The organism is Kribbella deserti, assembly GCF_042434725.1.
Lineage (GTDB): Bacteria > Actinomycetota > Actinomycetes > Propionibacteriales > Kribbellaceae > Kribbella > Kribbella deserti.
Window position 1 is genome coordinate 318,294 of the sequence record NZ_JBHLTC010000036.1, and the last position, 25,308, is coordinate 343,601.

The window sequence follows — 25,308 nt, forward strand, 5'->3', positions numbered from 1 at the left end:
TCTCGACATCATGCCGTGCAGCGAGGGCATCAGGCCGTGCGACGGGGTTAGACCGCCTTCAGTACGGTGAGCAGGCGGGCCACCTCGGCGGCCACGGCGTCGCGGGCCGGGCCGAGGTACTTGCGGGTGTCCACGAGGGCCGGCTGCTCGGCGAGGACCTGGCGTACGACGTCGGTGAAGACGTTGTTGAGGTGGGTCGCGATGTTGACCTTGGTCATGCCGGCCTCGACCGCGCGGGTCAGATCGGCATCGGCCACGCCGGACGAACCGTGCAGCACCAGCGGTACGTCGACCGCGGCGCGCAGCTGGCCGATCAGCTCGAAGTCGAGTTCGGCCGTGCGCTCGGTCATCGCGTGCGACGAACCGACCGCCACGGCGAGCGCGTCCACGCCGGTCGCGTCGACAAACGCGGCCGCCTCGTCGGGACGGGTACGGGCGCCGGGCGCGTGCACGCCGTCCTTGCCGCCGACCTCCCCGATCTCGGCCTCGACAAAAACGCCGTGGTCGTGGCAGAAGGCCGTCACTTCGGCGGTGGCGCGCACGTTGTCGGCGTACTCCAGTTTGGACGCGTCGAACATCACCGAGGTGAAGCCGAGCGAGACGGCCTCGGTGACGAGGTCGCGGTCCATCGCGTGATCCAGGTGCACGACCACCGGCACGGTCGAGGCGGCGGCCGCGGCCAGGGTGGCGACGCCGATCGGCTTGAGCGCGCCATGGTACTTCACCGCGTTCTCGCTGATCTGCAGAATGACCGGCGCACCGACCTGCTCGGCGCCCGCGATCAGCGCGATGGCGTGCTCCAGCTGGATCACGTTGAACGCACCCGCACCACGACCGGCCTTGGCGGCGCTCAGCACCACCTCGGCTCCGGAAACCAACGGCATGACGTAACTCCCTTGTCTACAAGGCGTATTTACAGGCTGTTCACGGCCACGGCCGGCAGCCACCGCCGGTACGCCGCAAGGTCGATGTCCCCGGCAACGGGAGTGAGCACGGCCGCGGACGAGGCCGCCACGGCGGCGCGCAGCACTTCGGGCCAATCCACCTCAGCGTTGGCTGCGATCGCGGCCGCCACAACAGCGGTGCAGGCGTCACCGGCGCCGGTGGGATTACCCGCCACCCGCTCGACCGGCAAGGCCCGCCACGCGCCGGAGGGGCCTGCGGCAACCATTCCGTCGGCGCCGTCGGTGATGACGGCAGCCCTGGCGCCGAGGGCAACTAATCGACGGGTGCCCTCGGCAACATCCGTATCAGGTCCAAGGGCTTCGCGCAGTTCGGCGGCGTTGGCCCGGACGACGGCACCGGCCTCGGCCGCGGCCAGCAGGGCGGAGCCTCCCGCGTCCACCACGGCCGGTACGTCGTGTTCCCGGGCCCGCGCGGCCAGCTGGGCATAGGCGTCTGCCGGAATGCCCGGTGGCACGCTGCCCGAACAGGTCAGTACCGACAGTCTTGCCCAAGGCAACCGATCGAGAAAGGCGCGCCATTCGTCGGCCGAGACGGAAGGCCCGGTTTCGTTGAAGATGGTGGCGTCACCGTTGCTTGCGGCAACCACTGCGACCGTGCGCCGGGTCTCTCCCGCGATCGGTGTCAGCAGCGCCGTCAGGCCGGCATCGAAGAGTTCCTCGGCGACCAGCTCCCCGGTCATTCCACCGACCAGGCCGAGCGCCAGCACCTGGTGCCCGAGGGTCGCGGCCACCCGGGCGACGTTCACACCCTTGCCGCCGGCGCGCTGACGCACCTGTGCGACACGATGACTGCCGCCCGGAACCAGCTCCGGTACGTCGTACGTGACGTCGAGCGCCAGGTTGAGGGTGACCGCGCCGATCAGTCCAGCCATTCGCCGGCCCGCATCACCTTCTGGACGGCGTACTCGCGGTCGAGCGCGACCAGGTCCGCGCGCTTGCCCACCTCGATCGCGCCGACCTCGTACCAGCCGAAGGCCTCCGCGGGTGCGGTCGAGGCCATCCGGGAGGCGTCGACCAGGGAAACCCCCGCACGCACGGCGTTCGCGTAGGCGACGTCCATGGTGAGCGTGCTGCCCGCGATCGACTTCTCGCCGGTGGTGAGCCGGGCCTCGCCGTTCGCGACGTCGACCTCGAGGCCGCCGAGCTTGTACCGGCCGTCGGGCATTCCGGTCGCGACCATCGCGTCGGTGATCAGGGCGATCCGGCGGGTCCCGGCGGCGGCCACGGCCACCCGGACCACCTGCGGATCGACGTGGAAGCCGTCGTTGATCACTTCGAGCAGCAGCCGCTCGTCGTTCAGCGCGGCGCCGACCGGTCCGGGGTCGCGGTGGTGGAACGGCCGCATCCCGTTGAACAGGTGCGTCGCCACGCTAGCCCCGGCGTCGGCCCCCGCCACCATCTGCTCGTACGTCGCGTCGGTGTGACCGAGCGCGGCCACCTTGCCCGCGTCCACCACCTGCCGGATCGCCTGCAGGCCACTCGGCAGTTCCGGCGCGATCGTCACCATCTTGACCACGTCGCCGAGCACCTTGGCCAGATCGCCCTCGACCGGATCGCGCAGCAACGAAGGCTCGTGCGCACCGCAACGCGCGGCCGAGAGGAACGGGCCCTCCAGGTGCACGCCCGCGATTACGCCGTCGGCGACCAGGTCGGCCAGGCAGGCGGTCTGCGAGACCAGCTCGTCCAGCGGACCGGTGACCAGGCTCGCCATTGTCGTGGTGGTGCCGTGCAAGGCGTGGAAGGCGGCCACCTTACGGGCCTCTTCGGGATCGGTCGTCGAGTACGACGCACCGCCACCGCCGTGGGTGTGGATGTCGACGAAGCCCGGGACCACCGTGACATCGCCGAGGTCCTCCGGCCGTTCGCCGTTCGCGGGCATGCCGTCGGCGCGACGGCCCATCGCGAAGATGTCCCCCGCGACGATCTGGATCCAGGCCCGCTCGAGTACGTCGTCCGGGGTGACGATCCGGCCCGCCAGGTACGTCGTCATACCGCCTCTTCCTCCTTGAGGTTCGCCACCGCGTCCCACGCCATCAGGGCGGCACCGAGACAGCCGGCCTCTTCGCCCAGTACGGCGGCCACGATCTCCGGACGTCGCTGGAACGTCAACCGGCCGGCCAGGGCGTCCCGGAGCGGCCGCAACAAAGTCTCCCCCGCGCCGACCAGTCCGCCGCCGATGGCGATCCGCGTGGGCGCGAGCAACGTCGTGTAGAGCACGATCGCGTCGACGAGGGCCTGCAGCGCCTCGTCCCAGACCACCGCGGCATCGGCATCACCCGCCGCGAGCAGTTCGATCACCTCGCGCGCGCCGTCGGTGACCGGACGACCCGCGCGGTCGCCGTACCGCCGGGCGAGCGCGGCCGCCGAGGCGACGGTCTCCAGGCAGCCGAACTGGCCGCAGGCGCACTGCTCGGCCGCGTCGGTGTGCACGAACCGCGTGTGTCCGATCTCGCCCGCGAAGCCGTCACCGGAGACCAGCCGGCCGTCCACCACCATGGCGGCGGCGATCCCGGTACCGAGCGGGAGGAACAGCGAGTTGGTGGTGCCGACGAGAGCACCCCCGCGCAGTTCGGCGTAACCACCCGCGCGCACGTCGTGGGCCAGCACCACCTCGGGACCGGGGCCGACCGCATTACGGATCGCGTCCAGCACGCCGACGTTCAGCCAGGCCAGGTTTTCGGCGCGCACAGTGCCGCGAGCGGAGTCGATGATGCCCGGTACGACGACGCCGACGCCGCGCACCCGGTAACCGTCGGCGGCGGCCTTCTGGCCCAGCTCGACGACCGTCTCCACCAGGGCGTCGAGCACCGCCTGGCCTCCGGCTGCCCGGGGAGTCGGCCTGGTCTCGCGATGCACGACGGTGCTGTCGCGCGCGACCAGGCCGCACTTCATCCGGGTTCCGCCGAGGTCGACGGCCACCACGACTTCACTGAGCTCCACGGGGCGCCATTATGCAGCGTTACTCGTGGGTTTGAACATCGATGAGCAAAACGTGGACGCTTTGAGACGTTTTTAGCGAGACACTCGGCTTAATTAGCAGACGGTCTAATTGGCGCTCAGCCCCTGCCGGAACGCGGCGACCAGGAACGACACCAGGCTGTCGGTCAGGTCCTGAGTGTCCGCCGGAACCGCCTCGCTGGCCCCCGGCGCCTTCGACAACGTGCGCGATTGGTGCAACGCGAGCAGGCCGAGCATGTTCACGTACCCGAAGGCGACCGCCTCGGGATGCACCTGCGGCAGCGCCGCCCGCAACGCCGCCAGATAACGCCCCTCGACCGGATCGGCCTCGGCGGCGTACAGCTCGCGAATCCGCGGGCTCGGGTCGAACGCGACCCGGCCGATGAACCGCTGAATGGTCGGACCGCGATCACCCCGGCGCACCGCCAGGTTGAGCCCGGGTTCGACGAAGGCCCGGATCAGCTGCTCCGGGGTGGCCTTGCCCTCCTCCTCCAGCCGGTCCAGCCGCCGCTTGCGCTCGGTGTTGACCGGCGCCATCGCCCGGGCCACGGCGGCGCGCAGCAGCGCCTCCTTGGAACCGAAGTGATAGTTCACCGCGGCGATGTTGGCCTCGGCGGCGACCGTGATCGCGCGCAGTGAGGTGCCTTCGTACCCTCCGTCGCCGAACCTCTCTTCGGCGACGTTGAGCAACCTCTCCCGGGTGGATTCCACGGGTGCTTCCACAGAGTTCTCCTTCCCCCCAGCCGCCGACCGCCAGGCACCCCACCTGTTCACGGTCAGCAACTCTCGACAGCATAGTTTAAACGACCGTTTGAATAGCAGCGTTCAGCGCGAGAAATTCCCGCCGTTGCCGACCCGTTGCCTCAAACCTGCCACCACTGACCGCATCCGGCCGCCCACCCCCTTGCTTTCAAGCGGCCACTTGAGGCATACCCCCACCCACCCCCTCCCAAGCCCCCCAACCTGCAACCACCCCACCCCTGACCGAGAACGGCCACACCCCAGCCCCGCGCAAGCACCCCCGATCGCGCCGTTCCACCCCGCGTGTCCCCGTTCATCGGACCCTTGTGACCAGGCGTGTCCCCGTTCATCGGACGCTTGTGACCAGGCGTGTCGCCGTTCATCGGACCCTTGTGACCAGGCGTGTCGCCGTTCATCGGACGCTTGTGACCAGGCGTGTCGCCGTTCATCGGACCCTTGTGACCAGGCGTGTCGGGGTTCATCGGACGCTTCGGACGAGCTCGTGCCCCATCCGTCGTCGCGGCGATTGTCGGGCGCCTTGCTGCCGCTCGCTGCACGGACGCTGGTCCGCTGCCAGGTTTTAGTACGACTACCTGGCTGCAACCGGGTAGCCGTCACAAAACTCGGCAGTCAGCGACCTCAATCCCGGTAGCCGCGCCAAAGCCCGGTACCGGGGGGCGACGTGTGGCCGCCGAGCTCGGCGGCGTCCATCTCCGACGGGCCCGGTCATAAGCGTCCGATGAACCCCGACACGCCTGGTCACAAGGGTCCGATGAACGGCGACACGCCTGGTCACAAGCGTCCGATGAACGGGGACGGTGGGCGCGCGAGGGGCCGGTGGGTTGGGCGGGCGGCGGCGGGGCACCGGCTGGGGGGTGGTGGGGGTGAGGGGTATTAGGGTCTTGGTGGTGAGTACTTCGCACCTTGAGACCGTTCGGATCGACCCGCGTTTTTGTGGCCCGGCGCGATCCGGCAACGGTGGTTACACCGCTGGTCTGGTCGCGGCCGCCCTGGCATCCGATCAGGTCGCAGCTGGGAAGCCGGTTCGCGTACGGCTGCGGATGCCTCCGCCGCTCACGATCGACCTCAACCTCACCGCCGCCGATGGCCTGGTCCAGCTCACCGGCCCGGACGGCCTCGTGGCCGAAGGCGGTCCGAGCGACGAGGACCTGCCGCTGGTGGACCCGGTCCACCCGGACGAGGCCCGCGCGGCCGAGGCGTCGTACAGGGGGCTGGTCAATCACCCGTTCCCGACGTGTTTCGCCTGCGGACCGCAAAACCCGGCCGGTCTCCAGTTGCGGCCCGGTTTGCTCGGCGACGGCCGGACCGCCTGCCGGTGGACTCCGCCGGCGGATCTCGCTGATACCGATGGCCTGATCGGTACGCCGTACCTCTGGGCGGCGCTGGATTGCCCCGGCGGCTGGGCGATCGATCTGGAGGGACGGCCGTCCGTGCTCGGGCAGATGACCACCTGCGTGGACGCCCGTCCGCCGGCCGGCGAGGCCTGTGTGGTGATGGGCCGCCATCTGGGCGAGGACGGCCGCAAGACCTTCACCGCGACCACCCTGTACGACGCGGATGGCCGGGTGCTGGCGCGGGCCGCCCAGATCTGGATCCAGGTCGACCCGGCCGCGTTCCGCTAACGCTTCAGATGCTCAGCGTGGTGTCGGGGTGGTGACCGGCGGCGTCGGCACCGGGATGCTGACGTTGCCGTTCTGCGGGATCACCATGAACTGGATCTTGCCCGACTCGATCGCCGACTTGAGCAGGTAACCCTGGGCGCCGAGCAGCGCCACCTGGGCCTTGACCGACTGCAGCTCAACGTTCACCTGCTGGTTCTTCTGCTCCTGCGCCTGGCGAGCCAGCTCGGCGCGCTGCTTGGCCTCGATGCCGTCGATGATGCCCTTGTCCATCGGGTTCGGCTTCTGGATCGTGAACGACAGCTCGCCGCAAGCGTTGTTGCCGTTGTAGCTAGGACCGCAGAAGTAGTCACCACCGACGGCGGCCGGCAGCAGCCGGGTGAACTCCTTCGCCGCGGACGTCTGGAACTGCACCTTCTTGGCCTCGTTGTTGTAGAGCTCGGCCCAGTTGTAGTTGGTCGCGACGGCAGCCAGGGCACGGTCGATCTGCGGACGGAAGTAGGCCCGCAGCATGTCGTGCCAGCCCTTTTCGGCGTACGCCTCGGTCTTCAGGCCGATGCGCTCGTGGAAGTTCTGCAGGATGACCTTGTCCCGGTTCAGCGTGAAGTAGACCTGGACCCGCACCCCGAGGCGCACGTTGTCCTTGCTGACCACCGTGACCTCGTCCTCGGCGGAGCTGTCCGCGCCGGCGCCGCCGATGATGTACGAGCGCTGGTCGATCGGGTAGACGTAGAACGTGTCGCCGGGGCCGATCCGCTTGTTGGTGGAGCCCGGCTGGATCACGCTCTTGAACTTGCGGTCCTCGATGATGCCGCCGCCGTAGTGCAGGCCGATCTCGTTGGTCGCGGTGTTGGCGAAGTTGAAGATCTTCACCAGCAGGATGATCGCGATGATCACCAGCACCGCGAAGCCGATCACCTTGCCCACCGGGCTCTTCGACTGCAGCGCCGAAACGTTCGGGGTCTTCGCCATCTGGGGTCGTGCTCCTTGCTCTGGTCAACCCGGATCCGTTCCGGGCACAGGTGAGTCCCGGCTTGCTGATACCGGGTTTCGTGCGGGTTCCGTCTCGCCAGGTGGTGCGGGCGACAGGTGGTGCGGGGCGACGGGTGGCCGTCGGCGGGTTGGACGGCGGAGTCAGCCGTCCAGTTCCGTCCGGCCGAGCCGGCGTCGCAGGTCGGCCAGGGTGATGTCCGCCGTAACCGCCACATCGGGCGGAACGGACGGGTGGCTCGCCAACGTTCGCAGGCCTTGCTCGGCGATGCCGACGACGTTCTCGAGCTTGTGGACCTCATCCTTCAGCGCGGCGATCTCCGCCTCCGCGAGCTGCGCCCGCCGGTACGAGGCGTACGCGAACCAGGCCAGCGCGACGGCCAGGATCACGGCCGGTAGTCCCACCCTCAGCATGGGTCTTATGGGATCACGATTCCGGGTCGCGCGGGGCCACCGGGGCATCACGATCAGCCTGCGGCGAAATCCTGTTGAGTGCCGGCCGATCGCGACGTAGGTTCTGAGTACACGCGAAGGGAGGTGGTCCAACGCATGAATTGCAATCGGACTCGTGAGGTGGCGGCGGGCTAGCCGCTCTCCACAGTTAGTGGACACGTGGCTAGCCAGTTCAACGCCAGTCACCGGGCCCGTGGGCAGTCAGGTCAGTCCGCCTGACCCTCGAAGATCGAGGAAGCGCCCACGGGTCTCTTTATGCCCAACCGGGTCAGAGGCAGTCGAGGCCGAGGGCGCGGGCGATCTCGTTAAGCTGGGCCTGGAAGTAAGGGCCGGCGTCGTCGAGAGCCCAGTGCAGCTGGCCGAAGATCTCCATGCAGATCAGGCCGTACACCCGCGTCCAGTACGTAAGGCTGAGGTAGATCGCCCCCGGCGGTAGACCGCCGAACTGGGCCGCACGGCTCTGCAGCTGCGCCACCAATTCGGGTCCCAGCTCATCGTCGGGCGGGATCTCGAACGGGCGAAGGCGCCACAGCTCCTGCATCAGGTCCTTGAAGACCGCGCCGAACCGCATGCCCGCCTGGTGGCAGGGCGAGTCGTCGTACAGATCGAGCATCGGACTGTGCACGGGCGAGCCGAAGACCAGACCGAACTCCGCCGGATGGTCGACCGCCCACGCGCGCAGACCCAGCGCGATCGCGTAGAGCCGGCCGCCGATGTCATCCGGCGCGTACTCGTCCCGGGCCGCGACCATCGCCTCGGTGAGCTCGTCGAACAGGTCGGTGATGAGCGCGGTGATCAGGTCTTCGTGGCTGGGGAAGTAGCGGTACAGCGCGGGCGCGCTCAGGCCCAGGTCGCGCGCGATCGCCCGCAGCCCGATCGCGGTCTGGCCGCCTTCGACCAGCCGCTGCCGGGCCACCGCCTTGATCTCGGCGACCGTCGCGGCGCGTTGCCGGTCTCGTCGCGTCGGGCCGGCCAGCTCAGTACTCACCTATGACTCCTTGACAGTTCCCGAACCGTCACGGCACAGTGAACACCGTTAACTGTTAACACTGTTCACCACCGCGACCACTGTTCAATGTACGCCCTTCGGAGGAGTTCCGTGTTCGAAACACTCGGCCGCCTCGCCTATCGGCGCCGCCGTGTCTTCCTGGCCCTGACCGGGCTGTTCGTGATCGGTGCGGCGGTGTGGGGCACCGGCGTGTTCGGCTCGCTGGCCAACGGCGGGTTCGAGTCGCCCGACAGCGAGGCCGCCGAGGCGGTGCGTACGGTCGAGCAGACCGTCGGCCGGGACGGCTCGGACGTCATCGCGCTCTACCGCAGCCCCGGTAAGACCGTTGCCGATCCGGACTTCCGGCAGGCGGTGGAGGCTCATCTCAACGGACTGCCCGCGGGTGAGGTCGTCCGGACCGGCACCTTCTGGTCCACCAACTCGCCCGTTTTCGTTTCGAAGGACCAGCACAGCACGTACGCCGTACTGACGCTGGCCGGGGCCGATCCCGAAGAACGGCTGGAGGCCTTCCACCGGATCGAGGACGCGCTGAAGCGGGCGCCCGCCGGGCTGGACCTGCGGCTCGGCGGCGAGATCGCCGTCTTCGAGGAGGTCAACGTCCAGACCGAGCGGGACATCGTGCGGGCGGAGACGATCTCACTGCCGATCGTGCTGGTCCTGCTGGTGATCGTGTTCGGTGGTCTGGTCGCCGCGAGCCTGCCGCTGTTTGTCGGTGGACTCGCCATCCTGGGCGCGTTCGTCTTGTTGCGCGCGATGACCACCTTCACCGAGGTCTCGGTGTTCTCGATCAACCTCGTGACGATGATCGGGCTCGGCCTGGCGATCGACTACGCGTTGTTCATCGTCACCCGGTTCCGCGAACAGCTTGCTGCCGGGGACGACGTCGAGACGGCACTGGTCACCACCATGGCCACGGCTGGACGGACCGTCGCGTTCTCGGGCATCACCGTGGGCGTGGCGATCACCAGCCTGGTGTTGTTCCCGGTGATGTTCCTGAAGTCCATGGCGTACGGCGGGGCCGCGGCAGTGCTTGTAGCGATGGTGGCGGCCTTGACCGCGTTGCCCGCGCTGCTGGCGGTACTAGGCCATCGGGTGAACAAGCTGCGTATCCCCGGGCTTGGGCGGTCCAAGCCGTCCGAGGGCCATCACGGCGCCTGGTACCGGTTGGCGCACAGCGTGATGCGTAGGCCCATCCGGTACGTCGTAGTGCTGGTTCCGCTCGTACTAGTCCTCGGTATCCCCTTCCTGCGGGCAGAACTCGGCGGCGTGGACCACCGGGCGCTACCGGTTGGCGCGGAGAGCCGTACCGTCACCGAGACCCTGCAGAGCGATTTCGCCGGCGCTGGTGGTTCGAACGTCCAGGTGGCGGTTCGGTTCGACGCCTCGGTTGAGGAAGCCACGGCGCAGCAGAGCCTTGCGCCGTACTTGCAGAGACTTAAGGGACTTCCAGACGTTGATGCGGTTCGGGTCAACGGCTACGAGGATGGAGTCGCCTCGGTCGTCGTACACACCAGGTACACCGCCCAGGAGCTACCAGCCCGTGACGTGGTTAAAGCCGTCCGAGGCGTCGAGCCGCCTGCCGACGCCGCCGTACTGGTAGGAGGTGAGACCGCCGTGGTGCTGGATCTCCTGGATGTGATGGGTGATCGGGCGCCATGGATGATCGGGCTCATCGTGGTCATCACGTTCCTGCTGTTGTTCCTGGCCTTCGGCTCGGTGGTTCTGCCCGCGAAGGCCTTGCTGATGAACGTGTTGTCGCTGGCGGCTTCGTTCGGCGCGATGGTCTGGATCTTCCAGGACGGACATCTGTCGGGTCTGCTCGACTTCACCCCGGCAGGCTTTCTCGACGCGACGAACCCGGTGCTGTTGTTCGCCGTACTGTTCGGGCTCTCGATGGACTACGAGGTGTTCCTGCTCAGCCGGATCCGCGAGGAGTACGACCGGACCGGCGACAACACCCAAGCCGTTGCACTCGGCCTGCAGCGCACGGGCGGCATCATCACCAGTGCGGCACTACTACTGATCATCGTGGTGGGCGCGTTCTCCACGTCGGGCATCGTGTTCGTGAAGATGATCGGCGTCGGCCTGGTGATCGCGATCGCCCTGGACGCCACGGTGGTTCGTGCCCTACTTGTCCCGGCCACGATGCGTCTACTCGGCAAGGCCAACTGGTGGGCTCCCGCGCCGCTTGCGCGCTGGTGGCAGCGGCACGGCTTCCGAGAGGTCGAGTCACCTCGGCCTGCTTCAGACGAGCGCGAGCCGGTCAACGTGTAGATCCGGCTGCAGTCGATGTAGTTATTTTTAGGGCTGGAGGCGCTGCAGTTGCCAGGTGTCGCCTGTACGTCGGTAGGCCAACCGGTCGTGCAGGCGGCCCGTCCGGCCCTGCCAGAACTCCAGGAAGTCCGGCTTGATCCGGTAGCCGCCCCAGAAGTAGGGAGTGGCTATTTCGGTTCCTTCCGGCCACTGGCGCTCGTACGACGCGTACTGCAGGTCTAGTTCTTCACGCGACTCGACGGGCTGCGACTGCTGCGAGGCCCAGGCCCCGAGTTGGGACCCGCGGGGGCGGCTAGCAAAGTACGCATCCACCTCGTCTTGAAGCAGTTTGGTGGCCGTACCTTCCACCCGGACCTGGCGTTCCATCGTGTGCCAGGGAAATACCAGTGCACACAGTGGATTGGCCGCGAGTTCCGCGCCCTTGCGGGATTCCTGGTTGGTATAGAAGACGAACCCGCGCTGGTCGATCCCCTTCAGCAGAACGGTTCTGGCCGACGGCCGGCCGGTCGCGTCCACTGTCGCGAGCACCATCGCATTGGGTTCGGCCACCCCGAACGAGACGGCGTTGGCCAGCCATCGCTCGAACTGCACAATCGGATCAGCATCCACCTGGTCCTCAAGCAGTTCGCCCAGCCCGTACGTCCGCCGCATCTCTTCAAGCTCCACAAGCTGAGCGTAGTCGGGGTAACACCGCGCATACAGTCCTGTAACCCGCGACACACAGAGGTACCCGTTGGCTCCGGGCTGGGCCTATGCTGCGTGGGCAGCCGATACAGACAAGGGAGTCGCGGGCGAATGTCAGAGCCGGTCACCGTCCAGCATGGCCTCGAAGGTGTGGTTGCCTTCGACACCCAGATCGCCGAGCCGGACAAGGAGGGATCGGCACTGCGCTATCGCGGTGTCGATATCGAGGATCTAGTCGGCAGAGTGCCCTTCGAGAACGTCTGGGGACTCTTGGTGGATGGGGCTTTCACCCCGGGCCTACCGCCCGCGGAGCCGTTCCCGTTGCCCGTGCACTCTGGTGATGTCCGGGTCGACGTGCAGTCTGCTCTGGCGATGCTGGCCCCTGCCTGGGGTCTGCGCCCGCTGTACGACATCGACGACGTGCAGGCGCGGGACGACCTGTCACGCGCGGCCGTGATGGCGTTGTCGTACGTCGCCCAGGCCGCTCGTGGAACTGGCCAGCCGATGGTTCCACAGCGTGAGGTGGACAAGGCCCAGACCATCACCGAGCGGTTCATGATCCGCTGGCGCGGGGAGCCCGATCCCAAGCACGTGAAGGCCGTCGACGCCTACTGGACGTCCGCCGCCGAGCACGGCATGAACGCCTCCACCTTCACCGCCAGGGTGATCGCGTCCACCGGCGCCGACGTACCGGCCGCACTGTCCGGCGCGGTCGGCGCGATGTCGGGCCCGCTGCACGGCGGTGCGCCCGCGCGAGTGCTGACGATGATCGAGGAGGTCGAGCGTCGCGGTGACGCCCGGTCCTACGTGAAGGAACTGCTCGACTCGGGCGAACGCCTGATGGGCTTCGGGCACCGCGTCTACCGGGCCGAAGACCCGCGGGCGCGCGTACTCCGCCGTACGGCGCAGGAACTCGACGCCCCGCGCTACGAGGTGGCCGAGGCGCTGGAGAAGTCCGCGCTGGCCGAACTGCGCGAGCGCCGTCCGGACCGCGTGCTCGAGACGAACGTCGAGTTCTGGGCCGCGATCGTGCTGGACTTCGCGGAGGTTCCGCCGCCCATGTTCACCTCGATGTTCACCTGCGCACGCACGGCCGGCTGGAGCGCCCACATCCTGGAGCAGAAGCGCACGGGCCGGCTGATCCGCCCGTCCGCGGTCTACTCCGGCCCGGCCACCCGCCCCGCCACCGACATCGAAGGCTGGAACCCAGCCTGGCTCGACCGCTAACTCCTCTCCGCAGGACTTGGCTCCGCTCCGCTTTTGCGTTCGTTCGCCGGAATACGGCCGGTATCTCACCGGTATCCAAGACGTATACCGACGAATGAACGCAGAAGTGGAGCGGTGGCGGTTCAGGACCGGGCGTCTCGGGGGGTTCGGCCGGTTCGTTGTTTGTACTGGCGGCTGAAGTACGGGACGTCGGTGTAACCGAGTGCGGCGGCTACCTGGGTGACGGACATGCTTGTCTCGTTCAGGAGCTGGTGAGCCCGGTCCACCCGGGCCTGGATCACGTACTGCGCGGGCGAAGCGCCGAACTGCTTGGTGAATCTTCTAGTGAACTGGGCCCGGGACAACGCCGCCCGGGCGGCCAACTCGGCCACGGTCCATTGACGGCCCGGGTCCTGCCGCATGGCCTGGGCGATCTCCTCCAGCTCTACGTCGATCCGGCCGCGGCTTGGCCGGGTTGCGGCCTCCCAGACGAGGTGGAGCAGTTGTTCCAGGTACAACTCGGCTTGGCGTCTACCGGCCGGACTACCCCGGCGGTAGGCCGTATCGGCGCCGCGGGCCAGTTCCCCCAGCAGAACCCGGTCAGCCACTTCGCCCCAGCGCGGCTCGGGTAGTACGTCGGCTGCGACCTCGAAGTGCATGCCGAACACCAGCAGGCGGCGCTTCGGGTCATGCCGGGCCAACGGCTCATCGCCGGGGCCGAATACCGCGCAGATTCCCGGGCCGAGTTCGCGCTCGCGGCCATCCATCTGGAGCTGGCCCCGGCCGTCGAGCACGCACCAGAGCAAGTGGTCCGGTAGCGGCCGGGACTGCCAGTACCAACTGGGCTCGCACCGCCAGAAGGTTGGCGGGCTGTGCAGTGCCAAGGTCAACGGCTGGCCGTCATCGGGTGTGAGCTGGCGCGTCAAAAGTGCAACTCCTCGCGTCGATCGTCCCTGGCATACCTGCCCTGGCTGGGCTTTGCTTACAGGGTAATGACCCGTCGAGCAGGGGTGGCACGGATGAGCGCATCGTTCAAGGACGAGTTCGATCAGCAGGGATACACCGTGGCCCGCGGCCTGTTCAGCGCGGCCGAGGCGGAGCAGCTGCGGGAGCACTACATGGTGCTGCGCCGGCGCGGCTCGTACGAAAATGACGAGGTGGGCGTCCGGTCCGGCGATCGCGACCCGTTGCGGCGCTATCCGCGGATGGCCCAGATGCACCGCTGGGACGAGATCTCCCTGCAGTGGCTGATCGACGACCGGCTCGAGCACACGCTGACCGAAATCCTCGGCCAAACGCCGTACGCGGTCCAGACGATGCTCTACTTCAAGCCACCGGGCTCGCGCGGCCAAGCCCTGCACCAGGACAACTTCTACCTCAAGGCCGAGCCGGGAACTTGTGTGGCGGCCTGGATGGCCTTGGACCCGGTGGATGAGTCGAACGGCTGCCTGTCGGTAGTACCCGGTAGCCACCGTTGGCCGATCCTGTGCACGGAGAAGGCCGACACGTCCGTGAGCTTTACCGACGTCACGGTGCCCCTGCCGACCGCGGGAGGCCTTGAGGACGCCGTACCCGTCGTGATGGAGCCGGGAGACGTGCTGTTCTTCCACGGAGCACTAGTGCACGGAAGCGCCCCGAACGTCACTGCCGACCGGTTCCGGCGCGCGCTCATCGGGCACTACATCGAGGGTGCGGCCAAGCAGGTCGCCGAGTACTACCACCCGGCCTTGCGGATGGACGGGAGCCCGCTGGAACTTGCAGTCGCTGAGGGCGGCGGAGCCTGCGGTGAGTGGGTGGAGTCGGCGGACGGGCCAGTAGCGGTTATGACCGGCGTCCACAGCGTCACCCGGAAACATGAGTGAGACCCGTACGTAGCTCGGCGAGGCGGATATGGAACACTGCAGGTAGCTGACAGCGTCGTCGGCCAATAGGTATCAAGCCAGACGACGAAGGAGCACCGCTGGTGACCAGCGACATCACGATCCCCGAAGAGCTCAAGCCCGCCGACGGCCGTTTCGGCGCCGGACCGTCCAAGGTCCGCCCGGAGGCCGTGCAGGCCCTCGCCACCGAGGGCATCAAGCTGCTCGGCACCTCGCACCGCCAGGCCCCGGTCAAGAACCTGGTCGGCCGAGTCCGTCAGGGCGTCTCGGACCTGTTCAACCTGCCCGAGGGCTACCAGGTCGTTCTCGGCAACGGCGGCTCGACCGCGTTCTGGGACATCGCGACGTTTGCGCTGATCCGGGAGAAGAGCCAGCACCTCAGCTTCGGCGAGTTCTCCTCCAAGTTCGCGAAGGCCTCGCAGCAGGCCCCGCATCTCGGTGAGCCGAGCGTGATCAAGTCCGAGCCCGGCACCCGTCCCGTGGCCGTCGCCGAGGCCGGCGTCGACCTGTACGCGTGGCCGCACAACGAGACCTCCACCGGCGTGATGGCCCCGATCAAGCGGGTCGAAGGTGCCGACGAGGGCGCACTGGTCGCGATCGACGCCACCTCCGGCGCGGGCGGTCTGCCGGTCGACATCACCGAAACCGACGTGTACTACTTCGCGCCGCAGAAGTGCTTCGCCTCCGACGGCGGCCTGTGGATCGCGATCATGTCCCCGGCCGCGCTGGCCCGGGTCGAGGAGATCACCGCCTCCGGCCGCTGGATCCCGGCGTTCCTGGACCTGGCCACGGCGATCGACAACTCCGGCAAGAACCAGACCTACAACACCCCGTCGCTGTCGACGCTGTTCCTGATGGCGGAGCAGACCGACTGGCTGAACGCCAACGGCGGTCTGGACTGGGCCGTGCAGCGCACCACCGACTCCAGCAACCGGCTCTACACGTGGGCCGAGAAGTCCAGCTACGCGACGCCGTACGTCGAGGATGCGGACGCCCGCTCGCTGGTGATCGGCACGATCGACCTGGACGACTCGATCGACGCCGCGGCGGTCGCGAAGGTGCTGCGCGCCAACGGCATCGTCGACACCGAGCCCTACCGCAAGCTCGGCCGCAACCAGCTCCGGGTGGCGATGTTCCCGGCGGTCGACCCGGATGACGTGGAGAAGCTCACCCAGGCCATCGACTACACCGTCGAGCGCCTGGCCTGATACGGATCCTGCCGGTCGGGGTTGTGATAGTCCCCGACCGGCTGGTACCGGCCGCGCTGCTGATGCCCGCCCTGGTGAGTCGGTCCCGGCTGGTGAGTAGCCGGACCGGGCTGGTGGCGGCCGTCGTACGGGTCGTGGGGGTCGTAACCGTTCGGGGCGGACTCGTAGCCGCCCCGGTCGTAGCCCTGGTCGTAGCCGGCCTGGCCGTAGCCCGCGGGCGCGTAGGCCGTCTCGTCGTAGCTTGAGTCGGCATACGTCTGATCGTCGTAGCCCTGGTCGTCGTACAGCCCGGCTTGATCCGTACGGCGGTATTCGTCGCGCTTCTCCCGCTCACGGAGCTTGTCCAGGCGCTGCTGCTCGAGCATCGCGTCCTGACGCTCTCGCCGCCCGGTCGGGAACGTCATGAGCGCCACGATCACCGCGAACGCTCCCGCGCCGATCAGGATCCAGCGCATCGTTCCGCCGGACTTGGCCGCTTCAGTGTCTGGGGGATTCACGGGCTTCGGCGTGGCTTTGGGCGGAACCGCCGATTTTCGGGGCGGCACCTCGACCTGGTACACGGCCGAGTTCGAGCCTTCGCTACCGGCCACCACTGAGTTGTCGGTCGGGCCGACGGCGATGGACTCGCCCTGAGCGACCGGCAGGCGCCGGGTGGCGTACGGCTTGGGAGCGGACCAGGTCAGCACGGTCATCGCCACGTAGTTGCGCACGACGATGCGCAGGGCGTCCGGCATGAACGTGCCGTCGGTGGCCATCGCGGGCATGTCGCCGACGCGCTTGAGCTTGTTCACACCTTCGCGGGAGGGCTCCTCGGGCGCGGCGTACAACCCGCCCCGCTTCTCCTCCTTGGTGACGATGTACAACCGGTCGTTGCGCGGATGCACCATCAGCGTCTCGGCGTCGTGCGCGCCATCGGGATACTCGAAGTCGTACCGCCGGAACTTGACCCGCTGGTTCTCCAGCTTGTCCGGCTCGGCCATCGAGTAGACGGCGATCTGGTCCCGGGTCTCCTGGTTGTCGCCGATATCGCCGACGTAGATCCGGCCGTCCTTGCTGATCGACAGCGCCTCGACATCGCGAACCTCGGCGTCGAACGTCAGAACGGCCCGAACCTCCCCCTTCTTGTCCACGCCGAAAACCCGTGCCGAGTCGTTCGAGTCGTTCGTCGTCCACCAGATCCCCGGGAACTTCACGCTCTTGGCCAACCCGGACGACTCCGTGATCCGGTCATCGTCAATCGTGAACAACTTCTTCGGCCCCGGCTCATCCGCCGTAACGCCACCCGGCACAGCCATCCCGGTCTTCGCGGTCTTCGCGGTCTTCGCGGTCTTCGCGGCGGTCTCGCTGGCGGCATCCGCGGTCTTCGCGGCGGCGGTGGTCGCGGCAGCCGCGGCGCCGGCCTGCCCTGCAGCGGTCGCGGCGACGGTGTTCGGTGCGGGGGCCAGTTGGGCGTTGGCCGGTAGATCGGCCGGCTCGGCGGTGGCGGGCGCGGCGGCAACGGCCAGCGAGAGCATCGCCGCGGCGGTCCCGGCCAGCACCTGGCCGAGCGCGGTCAAGAGGCGGCCTCGGGTCGCAGTACAAGATCCGCGAGACGCGGCTGTACCTGCCATTCCCTGATCAGCTCGGCGTACTCCGCGCGGGCAGCGTCGTCCGGCGCGGCACCCGTTCGGGCGGCACGCAACAGCAGATTGCGGGGCGTATGTTCACTGTCCACGAACTGCACCACCTCTACGCGATACCCGACCTGACGCAACACGGCCGCCCTCAACGTATCGGTGAGGAGATCAGCGAACCGCTCTCGAACGATGCCATACCTGGTCAACACAGAGTACGGCGGCGGCGGTTCGGACGCCTTGAGCTGCTTCTGAACGTCGTGGTGGCAGCACGGCGCGGCAAGCACCAACGGCGCCTCCCAGCCGACCGCCCGCGCCAAGGCGTCATCCGTCGCCGTGTCACACGCATGCAGGGCCAGCACCACGTCCGCAGGCGTATCCAGCTCCGCCTCCGCGATGGTGCCGTCGACAAACCGCAGGTGCTCCTGCCACCCGAGCTCCGCCACGATCCGGGTATTGCGAACCCGCGCCTTCGGATTGCGGTCGATCCCGGTCACCCACACGTCGTACCCCCGCGAACTCAGCAGGTGATACGCCGCCAACGTCAGATACGCGTTCCCACACCCCAGATCCACCACATGCAAAGCCCGCCCCGCGGTCTGGCTCGTCGCCGCGGTTCCGCTCGGCGTGTCGCTCGTCGTGGTGGTGCCGGCCTTGGTCGCGGTGATGCGGCCGGCGGCGACTGCTTCGTCGAGCGCCGGCGCGAGCAGCTTGCAGAACTCTTCGATCTGCTTGTACTTCGACTGCCGCGACGGTTTGACCCGGCCGTGGTGATCGCTGATGCCGAGCTCGACCAGGAAAGGCGCGGCCGGATCCAGCAGCCGCTCCTTGGCACGGTCATGCCCGGTCACCTGCTCGTGCTGATCCTGCTGGCGATGCAGCAGCGGGCGACCCTTTTTGGTGTACCGGAACTGGAGGGTCTCCCCCGTGGTCTCCACGTGCCAGTTGCCGTACGGCGCGTCGAGCAGTTCGTCGACGAGCTTCTCCGCCTCGACGCCGACCGCCGCGTTCCGGGTGTGCGCCTGCCGCTCGTCGTACTGCGTGAGCTGCAGATGCCGCCCAGCCTTCAGATCGACGTAGCGCAACTCGACGCGATGGAACTCCGGAGCGGGCTCGCCACGCCGACGGCCAGACCCGAGCGCACGGACCAGGACAGCCTCGTCGAGCAGCGCGACCCGGACCTCATCACGAGGTCCAGAGTCCTGACTCGAAGGCTCCAGGTCTGATTGCACCGCGCCATTCTGACCGACCGCACCACACCATCACAAAACGGTCTCGCCCCAATGACCTCTCGATCACCTCCTCGCAAACCCCATGCGCACCTCCCGGTCACTCCTGCCCCACCCCGCCTTTCGCCGGGGCAGCCGCGACCTGGCGCCGCTGGATCCGCCTTCGATATCGGGTGGATCAGCCCAGGTGTTCGTTGTCGCCGAGTAGGCCCAGGTGTCTGAGCCGGCTCTCGATTCCGCCTGGCTGTCGACCGAGCAGACTGGTCAGGTCGGCCATCGTGCTGCCTTCCTTGAACATCTCGGTCAGCACCTGCTCCTGCTCGGTGGTCCACGGCTTGTAGGCGTTGGGAAAGGTCTTCCGCGCCTCGCCCACACGCCGGCCGGGCGAACTCAGCATCTCCAAGCCCTGGATCCGGTTCTGCCGCTGCCGCGCGACCTCGTCGCCGTCCTTCCAGAACACGATCACGCCCTCGTCGAACGTCAGCGCATCCGCCGCGACGTCGCAGTAATCGGACTCCTCGAGCAACACCCGCACCATGTCTGGGTTCCTTTCTTCTTGCGGACCGCTGACCGCCGTCGCGGCGGCCACATCAGCCTCTCGGCAGAGAAGATGCCGCGATCCGCCCTCGAACTCACCACCATCTCCCCCACTGTGGATAACCCCGCACAAGTCCCCCCGCCACCCCTCACCCCAACAAACGCCCCACCCCGTCACCGCCGCCTCCCAGCCCACCGACACGCACGACGAGCACGACGTGTGCAGGCGCTGACTGGACGCCCTAGCGAGCGCAGGAAGTGCCAGCGATGACTGAGCGTGCGAGCAATGAGTGGCCGCTGCGCGGCACAGCGGCACGTGCAGGCGATGACTTCACGCCCGAACCAGCGCGGGAAGTGCAGACCATGACTAGACGTCCGAGCAAGGAGCGGCCGCCGCGCGGCACAGCGGCACGTACAGGCGATGACTTCAGTCCGAGTGAGCGCGGGACGTGGAGGCGATGACTGGGCGTGCGAGCGACAGGTGGGGGATGCGGGAGATGTTGGCATGTACGGCGGCAACGCTGGCATGGACAGGCGTACGCCAGCACACGTCGCCGCCGCTCGCCGTCCCGTGCGGCCGCGCCGCCCGCCCGCCCACGCACGCAGCGGCAGCGGCAGCGGCAGCGGCTCACGATCCAACCGCCAACTCAAGGTTGCACTTCCAGCTGGAACGCGCACCATGCCTCGCGCCCGAGCTCGGCCGCCGACCCCGCCGCCACCCTCTACCGCGCGCACCTGGACATATGTCGCCCGCGTCCGCCAATAGGAAGCGTCCCCGACTGCAGAATCTCTTTGCAAAGGGCTTTTGCAAAGAGATTGTGTGATCTATGGTCGTCTCATGAACTCCCCTGATGCGGTGACGTCGACGCCCGAACCAGACCCGACGGCCGAGGGCGTGGCAGCAGCGAACAACTCGGCAGAAGGCGCCGCGCCAACCGGACCGGCGCCAGGCGAGGGGGACACAACCCGCCCGGCTGGAGGTGCAGAGATGGTCGGCGGGGACGAAGCGGCCGGAGGCGGCGGAGAGCGGGCGGCCGAAGGCGGGCAGGCGGCCGACGGAGAGCGAGCGACCGAGGGGGTGGCGGCTGAGCATTCGTGGCATGCGGATCCGGTGCTGGATGTTCGGCTGGATGGGCGGCTTTTGCGGGCGTTGGCGCATCCGATGCGGAATCGGTTGCTGGGCTTGTTGCGGATGCACGGGCCGCAGACGGCTACGACGCTGGCTTCGCGGTTGGGGGTGAATACCGGCGCTACCAGTTACCACCTGCGGCAGTTGGCCGATGCCGGGTTGGTGGTCGACGACGAGGAACGCGGAAACGCGCGGGATCGCTGGTGGAAGGCGGCGCACCGCGGCACGTACTTCGACGAGAGCACCTTGCTCGACAGTGATCCCGAGCTCGCGCTGGCCTATCTGCATTCGAACGCACAGATCTACGCCGAGAACATGTTCCGCGCGATCGACGAGATTCCCACCCTCGACGCCGAGTGGCGCGACGTGGGAATGCTGTCCGATTTCGTGTTTCACCTCACCAGCGATCAGGCCAAGCGGATGTTCGACGAACTGCTGGTCGTGCTGGACAAGTACCGGACCGATCGGACCGAACCGCTGGCCGAGGGCCAGAAACGGATCGCGGTCCAGATCCAAGGCTTCCAGAGGAACGTCGAATGACCTCCGCCAATTCCAGCAACACGGACACCGCAAAGACCTCAACCCACCCGAACAGCCCCGCCGACGGAAGGCCCGAGCGGCCGAATCGCGTGCCGCTGATCGCGTTCTTGATCGCGAACGTGGTGTCGATCTCCGGCACCCGCGTCAGCGCCATCGCGATCCCCTGGCTGGTCCTGGTGACCACCGGATCCGCCGCCAAGATGGGCCTGGTCGTGGTCTGCGAGATGGCGCCACTGGTGATCAGCAAGGCGCTCAGTGGTCCGCTGATCGACCGGATCGGGCCCCGCCGGGTGAGCATGACCGCCGACACCGCGAGTGCCGCCGTGGTCGGGTTGATCCCGATCCTGCAACTGATGGACCGGCTCTCGTTTCCCTTGTTGCTGGTGCTCGTCGGTATCGCCGGCATCTTCCGTGGTCCGAGCGACACGGCCAAGGGCGTGATGGTGCCGGATATCGCCGAGGCCGCGCGGGTCCCGATCGAACGCGTGACCGGCCTGGAAAGTACGACGGACCGGACCGCCGGGTTCATCGCGCCAGCCATCGCGGGTGGCCTGATCGCGCTGATCGGACCGGCCGAGGCACTGCTGGTCGACGCGGCCTCGTTCGCGGTGTGCGCCGTACTGATCGCGATCTGGGCACCCCGCAAGCAGGCCGATGGGGAAACGCCGGATGAGGACGCGGAGCTGAGCTACGGGCGCAGGCTGCTGTCGGGGTGGGACTTCCTGCGCAAGGACAAGTTCATGTTGGCGCTGGTACTGATGATCACGGTGACCAATCTGCTGGATATCGCGTACAGCGCGGTGCTGCTGCCGGTCTGGGTTCGCGACCAGGGCTACGGTCCGGCGGAGATCGGCTTGCTGTTCTCGGTCTTTGGTGTCACCGCGACCGTTGGTGCGTTGGTAGCCGCCGCGATCGGGGAGCGGGTGCCACGCCGGCTGGTCTTCACACTGGGGTTCATGGTCGGCAGCGTGCCGCGTTTCCTGGTGATGGCCTGGGACACCCCGTTGTGGGCCGTCGTACTGGTTTGCCTCGTCGGTGGGTTCGGCGTGGGCTTCATCAATCCGATCCTCGGGGCGTTGTTCATCGAGCGCGTGCCCCGGCGCCTGCTCGGCCGGGTCGGCTCGCTGGCCGAATCGCTCGCCTGGGCCGGCATGCCTCTTGGCGGCGTACTGGCTGGTGCCGCGATCGCCTGGATCGGACTGGCTCCGGCGCTGGTCGTCGCCGGTGTCGCCTACTTCGCCGCGACCACGATGCCCGCCATGATCGGCAGCCGCGCCGATTGGGGCGGCCGCGGCGCCACCCCAGCCCAAGACCCACCCGATGACGACTCCCGCCCGCAGGACGACCTGGCACAAGCGGGCGGCCTGGCGGCGGGCGCGAAGGCGGTTAGTCCCGCGTAGGCAGGCTTGGAACGCGGAGCAGCTTCTCCTGCAGACGGAGCTGCTCCGCCCCGAGCAGACCAAGCAGAACGAGATCGAGCACGATGCCGCCGACCGCGGAGAACTGCGTCCCGGCGAACTGGAACACCTGCGTGACCAGCAACGAAATCAGCACGGACACCTCGAACAACCGAACAGCACGCAGCCGATCCACCCGCATCCGCAACGCCCCCCGCAGGGTGAACACGGCAGACAGCAAACTGCCCGCGGCCACCCCGAGGACCGGGACACCGGTCAACTCATGCTCCGGGCTGAACAACACCGCGAACACGGGCGCGCCAAGGGCCTGGACCACCAGTACGACGACCGCGACCCGGGGTGCGACCGGATGACTGGCTATTCGGTCGAAGCGGCGTTTCACCCGCCTCCACAGGGCATCGACCGGCGCGGGCAGTTCGACATCGTCGCGACGGCAGGACGCCAGCAGAGCACGAGCCTCCGCGCGGCCCGGCGCGTCACCGGCGAGGCGTAGCTGGGTGGACGCCTGCGCGAGGCGTTGCCGGGACAAACCGCCCGCGACACCCTCGACGGCGTGGTCGACCGCGTTGGCGAGGTGCTCGCGGGGATCGAACGGTCTGCGCCCCACGAATTGCACCGCGAGCACCAGCAGCACGAATACGACGTACATGATCGCGGCGGCCGGGCGGTAGAAGTAGTCGTTGTCGGAGGTGACGAACTTGCCGACCTCGTCGATGAACAGCCCGAAGCCGATACCGCCGATCAGCGCGGCCGCCGGTCGCACCACCGGGCCGATGAAGCCGAGCAGCAAGGTGATCGCGGCCAGCATCAGCAGGCCACCCGGCAGCATGTGCGCGATATGCAGACCGCCCTCGGTACCGATCTGGGGATAACCGCTCAGGCGCAGGAACAACCGGGTGATCAGCACGGTCGACACCGCCGCCACCACGAACGTGGTCAGATGCGCGGCGGTGTGCACGTTGCGCACCAGCCCGGCACGCAGCAGGTACGGCGGTCGCCCGGCGGAGGTGGTCATGCCGGGAGGTTACCGGCCCACGCCGACAATCCCGCCGCGCCGCTAGACCCTCCGCGCCGCTACCCCCTCCGCGTCGCTGATCCCGCCGCGTCGCTGCCGACCGGCGCCGACGCCGATGGTCACAACCGTCCGATGATGGACGACACGCCTGGTCACAAGCGTCCGATGAACGGCGACACGCCGCGTAACTAGGGTCCGATGAAGGGCGGCACGGGGTGGACGCGCGGAGGGTTATTGGGTGACGGCGGCGACGATGACGATGGCGACTAGCAGTGCCAGTACGGCCGAGGTGACTATTCGCCGGGTGCGGGGGTCCACCGCCTCACACTAGCCAGCGCCCCCGCCACACCCCGCACCGCCCTCCACCCGAGGCCCGGGCGCGAACACGCCAGGGCCGGTTTGAGCCGGTGGTCAGGACATCGGCTTGTCGTCGACCTTGATGTCGAAGTTGGCCTTGCTGCCCTTGACGGATTTGACCCGCACGGCGACGCCGTACTTCTTGCCCTTGTGGCTCAGTACGCAGCGGGTGGCTTCGTTGGCCTTGGCCTTGACCTTGTCCGGGCACTCGATCTTCTCCGGCTTGGTGCCGACGGACTTCTGCAGCGAACTGGACACGCTGTTCTGCAATGTGTCCTGAGAGATGTACGGCGTACCACCGCAACCGGCGAGGGTTGCGGCGGTCACGATGGCGATTCCGGTGACTGCCCCGAGTTTCATGACCAGAGCCTAGTCAGCCGAAGAGTCGTTCGCCCCAGAAGGATCCCGGTTGTACGCCGCCGGCAGGCGTAGACGAGCATGGGCGGACTCCTGGGACTTCGGGTCTGACTAGCTATGTAGGGCCTGAGAACTCCCATTCGCCCACGGTGTCGTACGCCGCACCATGGCTCGGGCCTTCGCCCAGCCGCGACGAGATCAGCTCGAAGGAGCTCGCGGTCCACTCCGGGCCTTCGTACGTGTCGAGCACCCGGACATAACGCAGTACGTCGACGGGCCGGCTCAACCGCGCGAGCGTGACATGCGGGGTGAACTTCCGCCCATCCACCTGCACGCCGGCTTTGTTCACCGCGCCACGGGTGATGCTCGCCAGGTGGGCGAGGCGGTCCTCGGGGTCTTGTACGCCGGTGTAAACCACGCGGGCATTCGGTACCCCCGGGAAGGCGCCGGCCCCGCGCAAGCGCAGGTCGATCGGCTTCTGCCGCTTGGCGATGACCTCGAGCCCTTCGGCCAGGTCATCGGTCTTGTAATCGGGAACCTCGCCAAGGAACGCGAGGGTGATGTGCCAGGTGTCCTCGGCCGCCCAGCGCAGATCCTCGTCCGGGTGGGACCGGCGCGGCTCCACGAACTCGGCCAGATGCTCGACAACCTCCAACGGCGGGACAATTCCTACGAACAATCGCATCCGAGGATCGTACGGCCCCCCACACCGAGACCACCGAATCCGCCGGCTGCCATGCGCGGCATCCCGCCAGGGCCAGGCGCGAGAGTGGCTGGCCACGGGCAAGGTGGGTTACCACCTGGGATTCCGAGGTGGTAACCCACCGGCGCAATGGCTAACCACGCGCACGACACCGCGACGGCCAGGTGCGATCGGCACGACGCCCAGCCGGGTGCGGCCGTGGCGGGGCGGGGCGGCGCCGTGGCCTTCGGCGTTATCGGCCGCGATGGGGTTCGGGCAGGGGTGCCATGGGGTCTGGACGGGCGACTACCGGGGTTTTGCGCGGGTGCCGGGTTTCGGAGTGGCCGCTGCCGAGTTGTTTGACCGCTACCCGGTTGCAGAGCCTGTTGAGGAATGGGTTCGGGTGGTGGTGATGGGGTAGGG

Annotated in this window: 23 protein-coding genes; 7 read left to right on the top strand and 16 right to left on the bottom strand. The window is 68.0% G+C overall.

The annotated features are described in order from the left end of the window. Positions 1 to 47: 47 nt before the first annotated feature. From ACFFGN_RS28250 to ACFFGN_RS28270, 5 genes are all read right to left on the bottom strand, one after another. The gene (locus ACFFGN_RS28250) at positions 48 to 884 is read right to left on the bottom strand and encodes a class II fructose-bisphosphate aldolase (protein ID WP_380053367.1); all 837 of its coding nucleotides are present in this window, start codon (positions 882 to 884) and stop codon (positions 48 to 50) included. Positions 885 to 913: 29 nt separating this feature from the next. Next, positions 914 to 1,837, bottom strand: coding sequence for a 1-phosphofructokinase family hexose kinase (locus ACFFGN_RS28255; RefSeq protein WP_380053369.1), 924 nt, complete (start codon positions 1,835 to 1,837; stop codon positions 914 to 916). Further along, positions 1,825 to 2,955, bottom strand: coding sequence for an N-acetylglucosamine-6-phosphate deacetylase (nagA, locus tag ACFFGN_RS28260; RefSeq protein ID WP_380053372.1), 1,131 nt, complete (start codon positions 2,953 to 2,955; stop codon positions 1,825 to 1,827). Before nagA ends, ACFFGN_RS28255 begins: the two co-directional genes overlap by 13 nt. Continuing rightward, positions 2,952 to 3,905: an ROK family protein gene (locus ACFFGN_RS28265; RefSeq protein ID WP_380053375.1), complete on the bottom strand. Its 954-nt coding sequence runs from the start codon at positions 3,903 to 3,905 to the stop codon at positions 2,952 to 2,954. The genes nagA and ACFFGN_RS28265 overlap by 4 nt, the downstream gene beginning before the upstream one ends. 105 nt (positions 3,906 to 4,010) lie before the next feature. Beyond that, complete coding sequence (locus ACFFGN_RS28270) at positions 4,011 to 4,646, bottom strand: TetR/AcrR family transcriptional regulator (protein ID WP_380053377.1); 636 nt, start codon at positions 4,644 to 4,646, stop codon at positions 4,011 to 4,013. 926 nt (positions 4,647 to 5,572) lie between these two features. Between ACFFGN_RS28270 and ACFFGN_RS28275 the strand changes: the two genes are divergently transcribed. Beyond that, a complete protein-coding gene (locus ACFFGN_RS28275) occupies positions 5,573 to 6,307 on the top strand; it encodes a hypothetical protein (RefSeq protein ID WP_380053379.1) in 735 nt (244 codons plus the stop codon). A 12-nt stretch (positions 6,308 to 6,319) separates the two neighbouring features. Here the strand turns inward: ACFFGN_RS28275 and ACFFGN_RS28280 are convergent, their stop codons facing one another. The 3 genes from ACFFGN_RS28280 to ACFFGN_RS28290 all read right to left on the bottom strand — a co-directional run bounded on the left by ACFFGN_RS28280 (position 6,320) and on the right by ACFFGN_RS28290 (position 8,735). Continuing rightward, complete coding sequence (locus tag ACFFGN_RS28280) at positions 6,320 to 7,276, bottom strand: SPFH domain-containing protein (RefSeq protein ID WP_380053381.1); 957 nt, start codon at positions 7,274 to 7,276, stop codon at positions 6,320 to 6,322. A gap of 162 nt (positions 7,277 to 7,438) precedes the next feature. After that, the gene (locus ACFFGN_RS28285) at positions 7,439 to 7,708 is read right to left on the bottom strand and encodes a hypothetical protein (protein WP_380053384.1); all 270 of its coding nucleotides are present in this window, start codon (positions 7,706 to 7,708) and stop codon (positions 7,439 to 7,441) included. 307 nt (positions 7,709 to 8,015) lie between these two features. Then, the gene (locus tag ACFFGN_RS28290; RefSeq protein ID WP_380053387.1) at positions 8,016 to 8,735 is read right to left on the bottom strand and encodes a TetR/AcrR family transcriptional regulator; all 720 of its coding nucleotides are present in this window, start codon (positions 8,733 to 8,735) and stop codon (positions 8,016 to 8,018) included. 111 nt (positions 8,736 to 8,846) lie between these two features. Between ACFFGN_RS28290 and ACFFGN_RS28295 the strand changes: the two genes are divergently transcribed. After that, complete coding sequence (locus ACFFGN_RS28295) at positions 8,847 to 11,030, top strand: MMPL family transporter (RefSeq protein WP_380053390.1); 2,184 nt, start codon at positions 8,847 to 8,849, stop codon at positions 11,028 to 11,030. Between the two features lie 27 nt (positions 11,031 to 11,057). Here the strand turns inward: ACFFGN_RS28295 and pdxH are convergent, their stop codons facing one another. Then, positions 11,058 to 11,696 carry a pyridoxamine 5'-phosphate oxidase gene (gene pdxH / locus ACFFGN_RS28300; RefSeq protein ID WP_380053392.1) on the bottom strand — a complete coding sequence of 213 codons (639 nt, stop codon included), beginning with the start codon at positions 11,694 to 11,696 and terminating at the stop codon, positions 11,058 to 11,060. Positions 11,697 to 11,825: 129 nt separating this feature from the next. On the opposite strand from pdxH, the gene ACFFGN_RS28305 reads away from it, so the two are divergent. Further along, complete coding sequence (locus tag ACFFGN_RS28305) at positions 11,826 to 12,941, top strand: citrate synthase 2 (protein ID WP_380053395.1); 1,116 nt, start codon at positions 11,826 to 11,828, stop codon at positions 12,939 to 12,941. 122 nt (positions 12,942 to 13,063) lie between these two features. Here ACFFGN_RS28305 and ACFFGN_RS28310 read toward each other — a convergent pair whose 3' ends face one another. Further along, entirely contained in the window at positions 13,064 to 13,846 is a 783-nt protein-coding gene (locus ACFFGN_RS28310) for an AraC family transcriptional regulator (RefSeq protein WP_380053398.1), read from the bottom strand. Positions 13,847 to 13,939: 93 nt separating this feature from the next. On the opposite strand from ACFFGN_RS28310, the gene ACFFGN_RS28315 reads away from it, so the two are divergent. Then, on the top strand, positions 13,940 to 14,782 hold the full coding sequence (locus ACFFGN_RS28315; RefSeq protein WP_380053401.1) for a phytanoyl-CoA dioxygenase family protein: 843 nt from the start codon (positions 13,940 to 13,942) through the stop codon (positions 14,780 to 14,782). A 101-nt stretch (positions 14,783 to 14,883) separates the two neighbouring features. Beyond that, positions 14,884 to 16,008 (top strand): phosphoserine transaminase, encoded by a 1,125-nt coding sequence (gene serC / locus ACFFGN_RS28320; RefSeq protein ID WP_380053405.1) that lies wholly within the window; start codon positions 14,884 to 14,886, stop codon positions 16,006 to 16,008. On the opposite strand, the gene ACFFGN_RS28325 is transcribed toward serC, so the two are convergent. The 3 genes from ACFFGN_RS28325 to ACFFGN_RS28335 form a co-directional block, all read right to left on the bottom strand. Continuing rightward, positions 15,984 to 17,564, bottom strand: coding sequence for a YjiK family protein (locus ACFFGN_RS28325; RefSeq protein ID WP_380053408.1), 1,581 nt, complete (start codon positions 17,562 to 17,564; stop codon positions 15,984 to 15,986). The two genes, serC and ACFFGN_RS28325, sit on opposite strands and share 25 nt — an antisense overlap. Continuing rightward, entirely contained in the window at positions 17,561 to 18,853 is a 1,293-nt protein-coding gene (locus ACFFGN_RS28330) for a class I SAM-dependent methyltransferase (protein WP_380053411.1), read from the bottom strand. Before ACFFGN_RS28330 ends, ACFFGN_RS28325 begins: the two co-directional genes overlap by 4 nt. A gap of 175 nt (positions 18,854 to 19,028) precedes the next feature. Next, positions 19,029 to 19,388, bottom strand: a complete 360-nt coding sequence (locus tag ACFFGN_RS28335; RefSeq protein WP_380053414.1) for a hypothetical protein — start codon at positions 19,386 to 19,388, stop codon at positions 19,029 to 19,031. A gap of 837 nt (positions 19,389 to 20,225) precedes the next feature. On the opposite strand from ACFFGN_RS28335, the gene ACFFGN_RS28340 reads away from it, so the two are divergent. Together ACFFGN_RS28340 and ACFFGN_RS28345 are read left to right on the top strand one after the other, a co-directional pair. After that, positions 20,226 to 21,056 (top strand): ArsR/SmtB family transcription factor, encoded by an 831-nt coding sequence (locus ACFFGN_RS28340; RefSeq protein WP_380053418.1) that lies wholly within the window; start codon positions 20,226 to 20,228, stop codon positions 21,054 to 21,056. Further along, positions 21,053 to 22,456 carry an MFS transporter gene (locus ACFFGN_RS28345; RefSeq protein WP_380053421.1) on the top strand — a complete coding sequence of 468 codons (1,404 nt, stop codon included), beginning with the start codon at positions 21,053 to 21,055 and terminating at the stop codon, positions 22,454 to 22,456. Before ACFFGN_RS28340 ends, ACFFGN_RS28345 begins: the two co-directional genes overlap by 4 nt. Here the strand turns inward: ACFFGN_RS28345 and ACFFGN_RS28350 are convergent. The 3 genes from ACFFGN_RS28350 to thpR all read right to left on the bottom strand — a co-directional run bounded on the left by ACFFGN_RS28350 (position 22,443) and on the right by thpR (position 24,888). Then, the gene (locus ACFFGN_RS28350) at positions 22,443 to 23,489 is read right to left on the bottom strand and encodes a hypothetical protein (protein ID WP_380053424.1); all 1,047 of its coding nucleotides are present in this window, start codon (positions 23,487 to 23,489) and stop codon (positions 22,443 to 22,445) included. The two genes, ACFFGN_RS28345 and ACFFGN_RS28350, sit on opposite strands and share 14 nt — an antisense overlap. 411 nt (positions 23,490 to 23,900) lie before the next feature. Beyond that, positions 23,901 to 24,206, bottom strand: coding sequence for a DUF4333 domain-containing protein (locus ACFFGN_RS28355; RefSeq protein ID WP_380053426.1), 306 nt, complete (start codon positions 24,204 to 24,206; stop codon positions 23,901 to 23,903). Between the two features lie 112 nt (positions 24,207 to 24,318). Next, positions 24,319 to 24,888 (bottom strand): RNA 2',3'-cyclic phosphodiesterase, encoded by a 570-nt coding sequence (gene thpR / locus ACFFGN_RS28360; protein WP_380053429.1) that lies wholly within the window; start codon positions 24,886 to 24,888, stop codon positions 24,319 to 24,321. Between the last annotated feature and the right edge of the window lie 420 nt (positions 24,889 to 25,308).

What these genes read in the sequence shown, in the direction of transcription:
- ACFFGN_RS28345 (WP_380053421.1), top strand. Translation starts at nt 21,053, where the DNA reads ATGACCTCCGCCAATTCCAGCAACACGGACACCGCAAAGACCTCAACC.
- ACFFGN_RS28255 (WP_380053369.1), bottom strand. Translation starts at nt 1,837, where the DNA reads ATGGCTGGACTGATCGGCGCGGTCACCCTCAACCTGGCGCTCGACGTC.
- ACFFGN_RS28250 (WP_380053367.1), bottom strand. Translation starts at nt 884, where the DNA reads ATGCCGTTGGTTTCCGGAGCCGAGGTGGTGCTGAGCGCCGCCAAGGCC.
- ACFFGN_RS28285 (WP_380053384.1), bottom strand. Translation starts at nt 7,708, where the DNA reads ATGCTGAGGGTGGGACTACCGGCCGTGATCCTGGCCGTCGCGCTGGCC.
- ACFFGN_RS28340 (WP_380053418.1), top strand. Translation starts at nt 20,226, where the DNA reads ATGAACTCCCCTGATGCGGTGACGTCGACGCCCGAACCAGACCCGACG.
- ACFFGN_RS28280 (WP_380053381.1), bottom strand. Translation starts at nt 7,276, where the DNA reads ATGGCGAAGACCCCGAACGTTTCGGCGCTGCAGTCGAAGAGCCCGGTG.
- thpR (WP_380053429.1), bottom strand. Translation starts at nt 24,888, where the DNA reads ATGCGATTGTTCGTAGGAATTGTCCCGCCGTTGGAGGTTGTCGAGCAT.
- nagA (WP_380053372.1), bottom strand. Translation starts at nt 2,955, where the DNA reads ATGACGACGTACCTGGCGGGCCGGATCGTCACCCCGGACGACGTACTC.
- ACFFGN_RS28335 (WP_380053414.1), bottom strand. Translation starts at nt 19,388, where the DNA reads ATGGTGCGGGTGTTGCTCGAGGAGTCCGATTACTGCGACGTCGCGGCG.
- ACFFGN_RS28350 (WP_380053424.1), bottom strand. Translation starts at nt 23,489, where the DNA reads ATGACCACCTCCGCCGGGCGACCGCCGTACCTGCTGCGTGCCGGGCTG.
- ACFFGN_RS28315 (WP_380053401.1), top strand. Translation starts at nt 13,940, where the DNA reads ATGAGCGCATCGTTCAAGGACGAGTTCGATCAGCAGGGATACACCGTG.
- ACFFGN_RS28305 (WP_380053395.1), top strand. Translation starts at nt 11,826, where the DNA reads ATGTCAGAGCCGGTCACCGTCCAGCATGGCCTCGAAGGTGTGGTTGCC.
- ACFFGN_RS28355 (WP_380053426.1), bottom strand. Translation starts at nt 24,206, where the DNA reads ATGAAACTCGGGGCAGTCACCGGAATCGCCATCGTGACCGCCGCAACC.